The organism is Thauera sp. 2A1 (genome assembly GCF_009469595.2).
Lineage (GTDB): Bacteria > Pseudomonadota > Gammaproteobacteria > Burkholderiales > Rhodocyclaceae > Thauera.
In genome coordinates, this window is record NZ_SSXV01000001.1 from 180,917 (window position 1) to 192,956 (window position 12,040).

At 68.1% G+C, this 12,040-nt stretch carries 9 protein-coding genes; all 9 read right to left on the bottom strand.

What is annotated here, in order from left to right; translation table 11 throughout:
• Nucleotides 1–74: 74 nt before the first annotated feature.
• The gene (locus tag GH664_RS00930; protein ID WP_153166271.1) at nt 75–1,370 is read right to left on the bottom strand and encodes a DUF3422 family protein; all 1,296 of its coding nucleotides are present in this window, start codon (nt 1,368–1,370) and stop codon (nt 75–77) included.
• Nucleotides 1,371–1,498: 128 nt separating this feature from the next.
• On the bottom strand, nt 1,499–2,842 hold the full coding sequence (locus GH664_RS00935; protein ID WP_153166272.1) for a dicarboxylate/amino acid:cation symporter: 1,344 nt from the start codon (nt 2,840–2,842) through the stop codon (nt 1,499–1,501).
• Nucleotides 2,843–3,113: 271 nt separating this feature from the next.
• On the bottom strand, nt 3,114–4,163 hold the full coding sequence (fba, locus tag GH664_RS00940) for a class II fructose-bisphosphate aldolase (protein ID WP_153166273.1): 1,050 nt from the start codon (nt 4,161–4,163) through the stop codon (nt 3,114–3,116).
• 156 nt (nt 4,164–4,319) lie between these two features.
• On the bottom strand, nt 4,320–5,558 hold the full coding sequence (locus GH664_RS00945) for a phosphoglycerate kinase (protein ID WP_153166274.1): 1,239 nt from the start codon (nt 5,556–5,558) through the stop codon (nt 4,320–4,322).
• A gap of 298 nt (nt 5,559–5,856) precedes the next feature.
• Nucleotides 5,857–7,884: a transketolase gene (gene tkt, locus GH664_RS00950; protein ID WP_153166275.1), complete on the bottom strand. Its 2,028-nt coding sequence runs from the start codon at nt 7,882–7,884 to the stop codon at nt 5,857–5,859.
• 448 nt (nt 7,885–8,332) lie between these two features.
• Nucleotides 8,333–9,214, bottom strand: a complete 882-nt coding sequence (locus GH664_RS00955; RefSeq protein WP_153166276.1) for a phosphoribulokinase — start codon at nt 9,212–9,214, stop codon at nt 8,333–8,335.
• A gap of 23 nt (nt 9,215–9,237) precedes the next feature.
• Nucleotides 9,238–10,326 (bottom strand): class 1 fructose-bisphosphatase, encoded by a 1,089-nt coding sequence (locus tag GH664_RS00960; protein WP_153166277.1) that lies wholly within the window; start codon nt 10,324–10,326, stop codon nt 9,238–9,240.
• A 27-nt stretch (nt 10,327–10,353) separates the two neighbouring features.
• Nucleotides 10,354–11,298, bottom strand: coding sequence for a CbbX protein (gene cbbX / locus GH664_RS00965; RefSeq protein ID WP_153166278.1), 945 nt, complete (start codon nt 11,296–11,298; stop codon nt 10,354–10,356).
• Nucleotides 11,299–11,507: 209 nt separating this feature from the next.
• Nucleotides 11,508–11,933: a ribulose bisphosphate carboxylase small subunit gene (locus GH664_RS00970; RefSeq protein ID WP_153166279.1), complete on the bottom strand. Its 426-nt coding sequence runs from the start codon at nt 11,931–11,933 to the stop codon at nt 11,508–11,510.
• Nucleotides 11,934–12,040 lie beyond the last annotated feature (107 nt).

Consider the following 12,040-nt stretch of genomic DNA (forward strand, 5'->3'; position numbering starts at 1 on the left):
GGTTCACGTTCCTGCCGACCGAAATGGCGACCGACGGCTCCGCCCCCTGCCGCCGAGGCGAGGGGGAGCCCTACTCACTGATGCGCGTCGCCTTCCTCCTTGCCCAACAGCTTGCGCATCCGCCGCAGGCCCATGTACACGAAGCCGGCGATCACCGGGATCGATGCGGCGGTGAGGATCTCCGGCGTCACCGGCTCGATCAGGTGCTTGGCGCCCTTGGACATGTAATTGACCAGTTGCGACGCGTAATACGTGATCGCCACCACTGACAGGCCTTCCACCGTTTCCTGCAGGTGGAGCTGGATCTTGGCGCGGCGGTTCATCTGCGCCAGCAGCTCCTGATTCTGGCGTTCGAGTTCGATGTCCACCCGCGTGCGCAGCAGTTGCGAGTTGCGCGCGATCCGCGCCGACAGGTCGTCCTGGCGGCGGGCGATGGAGGCGCAGGTGTCGATCGCCGGCACCAGGCGCCGATCCATGAACTCGCCGATGGGCGAGAAGCCGGGCAGGCGTTGCTCGCGCAGGTCGTCGATGCGCTGTTGCACCAGCCGGTAGTAGGCCGCCGCTGCACCGAAGCGAAAGGTGGTGCGCGCGACGGAACGTTCCACCTCGGCGGCGAGCCGTGACAGGCGGCCGAGCACTGCGCGGTCGTCCTCGGCGCTGCGTGCCTGCCCCATGCCGTCCATCAGGTCGGCCAGCTCGTCCTCCGCGCGCGACAGCAGGCGGCCCACCTGCTTGGCGACCGGGAAGGCGAGCAGCGCCATGACGCGGTAGGTCTCGATTTCCACCAGGCGCTGGGCGATGCGGCCGGCCTGGCGCGGCGTGAGGTCGTCGTCCAGCACCAGGAAGTGCGAGAAGCCCTCATGCAGGTGGAAGTCGGTCAGCACCCAGCCGGCGCCGTCGGCCACCTGCGACGCCACCATGGCCTGGCCGCGGGGCGACTGCTGTTGCAGCACCGTCTCGGGCCGCACCTCGTCGGTGCTGCGCACCTCGATGTGGGTGGCGGCGATCAGTTGCCCCGGAATGTCCTTGCGCCAGGCAGCCGGCACGTGGAGCAGCGCGTATTCGTCGGCCGTGTCGGTGGGATCGATGCGGCGGAAGAAGCAGTAGCTGGAGAATTCGTTGTGCCGCTCCCACTTCAGCCGGAAGCCGGCCGACTGCAGCAGCAGGTGGCCCGACGCCAAGTCCGGCTCCGGCAGGTCGAGCTGCGCGGCCAGCGCCCTCAGGTGATCCGCTTCGCGCTCGGCGCTGCCTTCGTGGTGCAGGAAGGCGAGGTAGGTGACGAACTCGGGGGTGTCGAGCGCGACCGGCGGCCGGGCATGGACTTCGTCGCTGAGCGTCTGGCGCAGCGGGTGCTGTTCGAAGAAGGGCATTGAATGCGCGGCGGGCGCCCCGGGGCACCCGCGTTGAATGAGGAAGCCGCATTCTTGCCCAGGCTCGATGTCGGGACAAGCGCGGCGGTGCGAAGGGGAGGTCCGTGCCGGCCTCCCCGCCGCCGGGCTCAGGCCTTCTGGCCGGCCATCGAGGTCACGTGCAGGTGGGATTCAACCGCGTCCAGCACCACCTCGGGCTCGTCGGCCTCGAGTTCGGTCTCGTTGTTCAGATGCGAGCGCAGGCGCTCTTCGTCGAGATCATTGCACCACTTGGCCACCACCACCGTCGCCACCGAGTTGCCGATCAGGTTGGTCAGCGCGCGGGCTTCCGACATGAAGCGGTCGATGCCCAGGATCAGCGCCAGACCGGCCACCGGCACGCCGCCCACTGCCGACAGCGTGGCCGCCAGCACGATGAAGCCGCTGCCGGTGATCCCCGCGGCGCCCTTGGAGGTGAGCAGCAGCACCAGCAGCAGGGTGATCTGCTGGGTGAGGTCCATCGGCGTGTTGGTCGCCTGGGCGATGAACACCGCCGCCATCGTCAGGTAGATGGAGGTGCCGTCCAGGTTGAAGGAGTAGCCGGTGGGAATGACCAGGCCGACCGTCGACTTCTTGCAGCCCAGGTTCTCGAGCTTGGCCATGATGCGCGGCAGGGCCGATTCCGACGACGAGGTGCCGAGCACGATCAGCAGCTCTTCCTTGATGTAGCGGATGAGCTTCACCACCGAGAAGCCGTGCAGCCGCGCGATGGTGCCGAGCACGACGAAGATGAAGATCAGGCAGGTGGCGTAGAAGGTGCCCATCAGCATGCCGAGCTGGGCCAGCGTGCCGACGCCGTGCTTGCCGATGGTGAAGGCCATGGCACCGAAGGCACCGATGGGGGCGACCTTCATGATGTAGCCGACGATGGCGAACAGCACGTGCGAGAACTTCTCGATCATGTCGAACACCAGCGTCCCGCGGCCGCCGAAGCGATGCAGCGCGAAGCCGAACAGCACCGAGAACAGCAGCACCTGCAGGATCTCGCCCTTGGCAAACGCATCCACCACGGTGGTCGGGATCACGTTGAGCAGGAAGTCGGTGGTCGTCTGCATCTTGCCCGGCGCGGTGTAGGCGGCGATCGCCTTGGTGTCCAGCGTGGCCGGATCTACGTTCATGCCGGCGCCTGGCTGCACCACGTTGACGATGATGAGGCCGACGATCAGCGCGATCGAGCTGACGATCTCGAAGTACAGCAGGGCAAGGCCGCCGGTCTTGCCGACCTTCTTCATGTCTTCCATGCCGGCGATGCCGACGACCACGGTGCAGAAGATGATCGGCGCGATGATCATCTTGATGAGCTTGATGAAGCCGTCGCCCAGCGGCTTCATCGCCGCGCCGGTCTCGGGGTAGAAGTGGCCCAGCAACACGCCCAGGATGATCGCGACGATCACCTGGAAGTACAGCGAGCGGAACAGCGATTTCCGGATCATGGTTGTCTCCTCCTTGGAAGGTGGGCGGATTGTGTCCGCCGCCATCCGGGGTGGAAATTGTGTTCATCCACACTGTGGAAACTACGCATGCCGCGTTCTTGCACCGGAGCGCACGACCAGTGCCGCAAACTCGGTCTGGCGGTGGGCGATGCGCTCCGTCAGCCTGCCGCTACGCGGCCAACGCGCTGCGGAGTTCACGCAAATGCGCGACCTCGCTTCGCTCGGGACTCGGACAGTGCTCGTCCGCTCCACGCATCCCCCACCGCCAGACCTACCGTGGTGCCGACCCGTAGCGTTTCGCCAGCACCTCCAGCGGCAGCGGCCTGATACCGCTCGCCTGCCCGGCGCAGCCGAACGCCTCGAAACGTTCGCGGCAGATGTCGCGCGCGGCGTCGCGGGCGGCCTTGAAGAACTTGCGCGGATCGAACTCCTTGCGGTCGGTCGCCATCAGCCGGCGCATCGCACCGCTCATCGCCAGGCGCAGGTCGGTGTCGATGTTGACCTTGCGCACGCCGCTCCTGATGCCCTGCACGATGGCCTCCACCGGCACGCCGTAGGTCTCGCCGATCTCGCCGCCGTGCTCGCGGATGATGGCGAGCCATTCCTGCGGCACGCTGCTGGAGCCATGCATCACCAGGTGGGTGTTGGGGATGCGGGCATGAATGGCGGCGATGCGGTCGATGGCGAGGATGTCGCCGGTGGGCGGGCGCGAGAACTTGTAGGCGCCGTGACTGGTGCCGATCGCCACCGCCAGCGCATCGACGCCGGTGGCGGCGACGAAATCGGCGGCCTCCGCGGGGTCGGTCAGCATCTGGCTGTGGTCCAGCGTGCCTTCGGCGCCGACGCCGTCCTCCTCGCCGGCCTGGCCGGTCTCGAGCGAGCCGAGGCAGCCGAGCTCGCCCTCCACCGACACGCCCACCGCGTGCGCCATCTCCACCACGCGACGGGTCACGTCGACGTTGTAGGCGTAGCTCGCCGGCGTCTTCATGTCCTCGCGCAGCGAGCCGTCCATCATCACGCTGGTGAAGCCGCTGCGGATCGACTGCTGGCACACCGCCGGGCTGGCGCCGTGGTCCTGGTGCAGGCAGATCGGGATGTCGGGCCACTGCTCGACGGCGGCCTCCACCATCTTCTTCAGGAAGACTTCGCCGGCATAGCTGCGCGCGCCGGCCGAGGCCTGCAGGATTACCGGGCTGTCGGTGGCCTCGGCGGCGAGCATGATCGCGTGGATCTGCTCCATGTTGTTGATGTTGAAGGCGGGCACGCCATAGCCGTGTTCGGCGGCGTGGTCGAGCAGTTGGCGCAGGGCGATCATGGACATGGCGAGGTCTCCTCATGGGGTGCTCGTAGGAGCGGGCTTGACCGCGATTGCGGTGTTCGTCGCGCTCAAGCGCGCTCCTACATTGCGGGTTCAGCTTGACCGCGACAACCGCGGCAATCGCGGTCAAGCCAGCTCCCGCGGCACGTTGTTTGTGAATCAGGTCATTTCGGGTTCGTGCTCGAACGCCGGCACGGGCTCGACGCGCCGGCTGCCCGGCCGTGCGCGCGCCTTCAGCGCGGCGATGGCGGGCAGCTCGCGGCCTTCGAGGAACTCGAGAAAGGCGCCGCCGCCGGTGGAGATGTAGTCGATGCGGTCTGCCACGCCGAAGCGAGCGATCGCCGACAGCGTGTCGCCGCCGCCGGCGATGCTGAAGGCGGGGCTCGCCGCGACTGCACCCGCCAGCGCGGCGGTGCCGGCGGCGAAGGGCTCGAGTTCGAACACGCCGACCGGCCCGTTCCACACGATGGTGCCGGCGCGCTCGAGCAGCTCGGCGAGCGAGCGCCGGCTGTCGGGGCCGATGTCGAGGATCATCTCGTCGGCTGCGACCTCATCGACATGCACGCAGCGGGTGCGCGCATCGGCGGCGAAGCGGTCGGCGGCGACGACGTCCTCGGGCAGCCACACGACGCCGTTGTGTGCTGCCAGCCGGCGCTGCACCGCGCGCGCAGCGTCGGTCAGGTCGGGCTCGTACAGCGACCGGCCCACCGGGTAGCCGCGCGCGGCGAGGAAGGTGTTGGCGATGCCGCCGCCGAGCACCAGCACATCCACCTTGTCGGCCAGGCTCTCGAGGATGGTGAGCTTGGTCGACACCTTGGAGCCGGCGACGATGGCCGCCAGCGGCCGCGCCGGCTGCGCCAGCGCACGGCCCAGGGCGTCGAGTTCGCCGCACATCAGCGGCCCCGCGCAGGCCACCGGCGCCGCCATCGCCAGCGCGTGCAGCGTGCATTCCTTGCGGTGCGCGGTGCCGAAGGCGTCATTCACATACACGTCGACGAAGCGGGCGATGCGCGCGGCCAGCGCCGGGTCGTCGGCCTTCTCGCCGACGTTGCCACGGCAGTTCTCCAGCAGCACCACGTCGCCCGGACGCAGGGTGAAGCCGCCATCCACCCAGTCGCGCACCAAAGGCACCGGCCGTCCCAGCAGGTCGCCGAGGCAGGCGGCCACCGGCGCCAGCGAGTCGGCCGCCGTCAGCGCGCCTTCCCGCGGCCGGCCCAGGTGCGAGGTGATCATCACCGCCGCCCCGGCCTCCAGGCAGGCGAGGATGCCGGGCAGCGCGGCGCGGATGCGGGTGTCGTCCGCCAGCGTGCCATCGGCCTGCAGCGGCACGTTGAAGTCGGCGCGGATGAAGACCCGCTTGCCGGCGAGATCCACATCGGAAAGACGAAGGAAGTTCATTGGAGTCTCCTCGGGTTGTTCAGATGTCCTTCAAAACGATTGCATGAAGGTTGCGGTAAAGCGGGCGGGTGTCTGCAATACGGCAGGTCTGGCGGTGGGGGATGCGTGGAACGGACGAGCACTGTCCGAGTCCCGAGCGAAGCGAGGTCGCGCATTTACGTAAACTCCGCAAGGCGTAGGCCGCGTAGCGGCAGGACGTGGAGCGCATCCCCCACCGCCAGACCGGATTTGGCGCAATCGGGCCGTTGTCCCAGCTTGGGGTGGAACCCCTCGCGCCGGGGGCACTTCGTTAGCCGCATCAAGTCGCCGACAGCAGCGCCCTTGCCCGTTCGAGCACCGCATCCACCGTGAATCCGAACTGCCGCAGCAGATCGCCGGCCGGTGCCGATTCGCCGAAGCGGTCGATGCCGAGCACCGCCCCGCGCACGCCGGCGAGGTACTTCCACCAGCCGTCGCTGCGCGCCGCCTCGATCGCCAGGCGCGGCACGCCGGCCGGCAGCACGGCAGCGCGGTAATCGTCGGGCTGGCGATCGAACACGCTGGTGCAGGGCATCGACACCACCCGCAGCGCCACGCCTTCCGCCTGCAGCGCGGCGCGCACCTCCATCGCCAGCGCCACTTCCGAGCCGGTCGCGATGATCACCAGGCTTGGCGCGGGAGCATCCGCCAGCACGTAGCCGCCGCGGGCGATCGCCCGCAGTTGCGCGTCGCTGCGCGGCTGGTGCGGCAGGTTCTGACGCGACAGCGCGAGCAGCGTCGGACCATCACGCCGCGCCACCGCGGCATTCCACGCCACCTGCGTCTCCACCGCGTCGCACGGCCGCCACACGTCCAGATCCGGAATCAGGCGCAGGCTGGGCAGATGCTCCACCGGCTGGTGGGTGGGGCCGTCCTCGCCGAGGCCGATGGAATCATGCGTCATCACATAGACCACCCGCTGCCGCATCAGCGCGCTCATGCGGATGGCGTTGCGTGCATAGTCCGAGAACACCAGGAAGGTGGCGCCGAAGGGAATGAAGCCGCCGTGCAGCGCGATGCCGTTCAGCGCCGCGCTCATGCCGAACTCGCGCACGCCCCAGTTGATGTGGCGCCCCGGCTGGTCGGCGCGCACCGCGCCACAGCCCGGCCAGTCGGTGAGGTTGGAGTGCGTCAGGTCGGCCGAGCCGCCGAGCAGCTCCGGCAAGGCCCCTGCCAGCCGGCTGATGGCGAGCTGGCTCGCCTTGCGGCTGGCGATCGTGGCCGCTTCTTCGTTAACCGTCGCCACCAGCGCATCGGCCAGCACCGCAAAGCCGCCGGGCAGCTCGCCACGCATGCGGCGACTGAATTCGGCAGCGAGCTGCGGATGGTCGGCTACATACGCGGCCAGTCGCGCCTTCCATTCCTTGTGGTGCATCCGGCCATCGGCGCGCGCATCGAACGCGGTGCGCACTTCTTCCGGCACCTCGAAGGGAGCGTGCGTCCACCCGAGCGCGGCGCGCGTCGCGGCGACTTCGGCCGCGCCCAGCGGCGCGCCATGCACGTCGGCACTGCCTTCCTTGGCCGGGCTGCCGCAGCCGATGCGGGTGCGGCAGCAGATCAACGTGGGGCCGATGTCGTTGTCGGCATTGGCGAGCGCCTCGCGGATGGCGCGGTCGACCGCGTCGACGTCATGACCATCAACATCGGGGACGACATTCCAGCCATAGCCGCGGAAGCGCGCCGGCGTGTCGTCGCCGAACCAGCCGGCGACGTCGCCGTCGATGGAGATGCGGTTGTCGTCCCAGAAGCAGATCAGCTTCGACAGCCGCTGCACGCCGGCGAAGCTGGCCGCCTCGTGGCTGACGCCTTCCATCAGGCAGCCGTCGCCGAGGAAGACCCAGGTGCGGTGATCGACGAGGGTGTGGCCGGGGCGGTTGAATTCGGCGGCGAGCAGCTTCTCGGCCAGCGCCATGCCGACGGCGTTGGTGAGGCCCTGGCCGAGCGGGCCGGAGGTGGTCTCGACGCCTGCAGTGTGGCCCACTTCGGGGTGGCCGGGGGTGCGGCTGCCGAGCTGGCGGAAGCGCTTGAGCTCGTCCAGCGGCAGGTCGTAGCCGGTGAGGTGGAGCAGGGCATAGAGCAGCATGGAGCCGTGGCCGTTGGAGAGCACGAAGCGGTCGCGGTCGGGCCAGGTGGGGTCGGCCGGGTCGTGCCTGAGGTGGCGCGTCCACAGTGCGACGGCGATCTCTGCCATGCCCATGGGCATGCCGGGGTGGCCGGATTTGGCGGCTTCGACGGCATCGATGGCGAGGAAGCGCAGGGCGTTGGCGCACAGGGTGTCGATGGCCGCCTGGGTGAGTCGCATGTTCATTGGAAGATCCTCAAGAAGTCGGATTCCGAATCAGATGTAGGGGTCGAGTGATCACGAACTCGGCAAGCGATCACGGACCCGGCAAGCGAGCACGAACTAGGCAAGCGAGCACGAACTCGGCGAGCGAGGCGTGCGGGGTGTTCCTGGAGACGGCGAGGACTGTCTGAGCCCGAAGGGCGAGTTCCGCAGCCGTCGCAAGGAACACCCCGTGCGCCTCGCGTTTCGTGGGATAGACGCAGGGCAGGGAAGGTTTTTCCCTCTTCCTCACCCCCAAGCAGCCACGGCCGTTGCTCCTAACCCGCGGCGCAGCCGGGGTATCCGTTCCATGGGCTGCGGAACTCGCCCTCGCTGCGCTCGGTGCTCGGACAGTCCTCGCCCATTCCACGGATACCTCGACTACGCCACTAGGCAATCGCGGTGCTCGCGGGGCGGGTGGGGCTCGATTCGACTACTGGCTCAGCGCCTTCTTCCTGCGCTCGATCAGCCGCCAGATGAACGGCGTGAAGATCAACTGCATCGCCAGCTCCATCTTTCCGCCCGGCACCACGATCGTGTTCGCCCGGCTCATGAAACTGTTGTGGATCATGTTCAGTAGATACTGGAAATCGATCCCCTTCGGATTCGCGAAACGGATCACCACCATCGACTCGTCCGGGGTCGGAATCGAGCGCGCGATGAAGGGGTTGGACGTATCCACCATCGGCACCCGCTGGAAATTCACATGCGTGCGCGCGAACTGCGGGCAGATGTAATGCACGTAATCGTGCATCCGGCGCAGGATCGTGTCCGTCACCGCCTCGGTCGAATAACCGCGCGTGCTCTTGTCGCGGTGCAGCTTCTGGATCCACTCCAGGTTCACCACCGGCACCACCCCGATCAGCAGATCGACGAAGCGCGCCACATCCACCTCCTCATGCTTCACCGCGCCGTGCAGGCCCTCGTAGAACAGCAGGTCGGTGCCGGCCGGCAACTCCTCCCACGGCGTGAACGTGCCCGGCTCCTGCCTGTAGTGCTCGGCCTCCTCCGCGCTGTGCAGGTACTTCCGGCGCATGCCGCCGCCGGTTTCCGCATAGGTGCGGAACAGGTTCTCCAGCTCGCCGAACAGGTTCGCCTCGGGGCCGAAGTGGCTGAGCTGGCACGAGGCGTTGCCCTCGCATTCGGCGAGTCTTGCGCGCATCGTCTTGCGGTCGTAGGCGTGGAAGCTGTCGCCCTCGATCACCGCGGCGGTGACGCCGTCGCGGCGGAAGATCTCCTCGAAGGTGCGCTGCACCGTGCTGGTGCCGGCGCCGGACGAACCGGTGATGGCGATGATGGGATGGCGTTCGGACATGATGGTCTCCCCCGTCTGGGTCGTTATTGGCTCAGTTCGGTGTCGCGGAACAGCGAGCGGCTGTGGAACAGCGGCTGTTCGGGCAGGTCGTCGTCGGGCTCGCGCTCCTGGTGGTAGCGCTCGACGCGCTCCACCTCTGACTTCGAGCCGAACACGAAGCCGATGCGCTGGTGCAGGTTCTCGGGTTGCACCTCCAGCACCGGACGCACGCCGGTGCTGGCGCGTCCGCCGGCCTGCTCGACGATGAAGCCGATCGGGTTGCACTCGTACAGCAGGCGCAATCGGCCCGGCTTCTTCGGATCCTTGCGGTCGCGCGGGTACAGGAACACGCCGCCGCGCATCAGGATGCGGTGGGTCTCGGCCACCAGCGAGGCGATCCAGCGCATGTTGAAATCGGCGCCGCGCGGACCGCTGCGGCCGGCGAGGCACTCGTCCACATAGCGGCGCACCGGGCGCTCCCAGAAGCGCGCGTTTGAGGCGTTGATGGCGAACTCGTGGGTGGTCTCGGGCACGCGGATGTCGGGGTGCGTGAGGTAGAACTCGCCGATGATCGGGTCCAGCGTAAAGCCCGCGACGCCACGGCCGACCGTCAGCACCAGCATCGTCGATGGGCCGTAGATCGCATACCCGGCGGCCACCTGGCGGGTGCCGGGCTGCAGGAAGTCGGGCGTCTGCGCATCGGTGCCGGGGGTGGGCGCGCGCAGGATGGAGAAGATCGAACCCACCGCGACGTTCACGTCGATGTTGCTGGAGCCGTCGAGCGGGTCGAAGGCGAGCAGGTACTTGCCGCGCTGGTCGCTGGCGGGCAGCGGGATGGGCGCCTCGTTCTCTTCCGACACCATGCCGGCGAGGTCGCCGCCCCAGTGCGTCGCGCGCAGGAAGATCTCGTCGGCGAGCACGTCGAGCTTCTTCTGCTCCTCGCCCTGTACGTTCGAGCTGCCCTGGCTGCCGAGCACGTCGGCGAGCGCGCCGTGCGCGACCGCGCGCGAGATCGCCTTGCAGGCCTGGGCGACCTGCAGGATCAGGGCGTTGAATTCGCCGGTGGCTTCCGGGTTGCGGCGGCGGTGCTCGATCAGGTATTCGGTGAGCGTGCTGCGGTCGAGGCTGAACATGATGGTCTCCTCCGGATCGGCGCGGGATCAGGGCTTTTCGTTATGGGTGCGGCTTGCGCTGTCGGCGTGGAAGTGGCGGCTGGCGCGCACGTCGGCGGCGGTGATGGTGGTGAGGGTTTCGGCATCGACCAGGCCGCCAGCCTCGAACAGGCGCAGGGCCTGGCGCAGGCGCATGCGGTCGAGCGCGTTGCGGATGCTGCGCGCATTGGCGAAGTGCGGCTGCGCCCGGCGCAGCACGACGTATTCGTCGAAGGCGGCGCGCGCGGCGTCGTCGAAGCGGTAGTTCCAGCCAGCGAGCATGCGCTGCGCGATCTCGGCGAGTTCAGCATCGCTGTAGTCGGGGAAGTCCACATGGTGAGCGATGCGCGACTTCATGCCGGGGTTGGATTCGAAGAAGCGCTCCATGCGGTCGGCGTAGCCGGCGAGGATCACCACCAGGTCGTCGCGCTGGTTCTCCATCACCTGCAGCAGGATCTCGATCGCTTCCTGGCCGTAGTCCTTCTCGTTCTCCGGGCGGTAGAGGTAGTAGGCCTCGTCGATGAAGAGCACGCCGCCCATGGCGCGCTTGAGCACTTCCTTGGTCTTGGGGGCGGTGTGGCCGATGTATTGGCCGACGAGGTCGTCGCGGGTCACGGCGACGACGTGGCCGCGGCGGCAGTAGCCGAGGCGGTGCAGGATCTCGGCCATGCGCATCGCTACCGTGGTTTTGCCGGTGCCGGGGTTGCCGGTGAAGCTCATGTGCAGCGAGGGGTGTTCGGTGGCCAGGCCGAGGCGCTGGCGCACGCGGTCGACCAGCAGCAGGGCGGCGATCTCGCGCACGCGGCGCTTGACCGGGGCGAGGCCGACGAGGTCGCGCTCGAGCGCGTCGAGCACTTCGCCGATACCGGCCTCGCGGAACTCCGCGCCGAGGTCGATCGCAGCGCTGACGCTGGCAGCGGGCGGGGCGATGGGGGCCTGCTCGGGGGCGTTCATGGTGGCGTCTCCTGTCGGTCTCGTCTCAGTGATGCTGGAGCTGGCTGGTCGGGTGGATCTCGTGAAACGTTGGGTGCATGTCCGCCGGCTGGTCGGGGGATTCCTTCCGGTGGGCTGCGGAACTCGCCCTCCGGGCTCAGACAGTCCTCGCCCGCCTCCAGGAATCCCCCGACCAGCCTCTGCTTTTGCCTCCGACTGGCTTTGAATGGTCACGGCGCGTACCGCGCCCCCTCCGGACTCCTGCCCACTGCGTAGCTCTCCATCGTGTAGTGCAGGCTGCGTCCGCGGTTTTCCTGGCGGACGAGGCGGAAGCCGGGCTCAGCCGTTGGCCGCTGCACGATGAAGGACATGCGCACCGTCTCCCAGCCCTTGGTCGAGTCGAACGCGTTGATGCGGATGTAGGTCTCGGGGTTGGCCTCGCGGCAGGCCTTCAGTTCGCCCATCACGCCGGCGGGGGCGCGCAGGTCGAACATCGGCAGGCCCCACATGTTCCAGTAGGTGTTGCGCGGGTGCGGGTCGTCGGTGAATTCGAGGGACACGGCCCAGCCCTGCTCGAGGCAGTAGTTCACCTGGGCGGCGATCTGCGTGTCGGTGAGGTCGGGCAGGAAGGAAAAGCAGCCTTGGGTGATGCGCATGATGGTCTCCAGGTTCTATCGGGCGTGGTTGGCCGACTGAAGTCGGCCCTACGATGTAGCGCTTGGATCTGTGGGGTCGTAGGGCGGGCTTCAGCCCGCCATCGAAG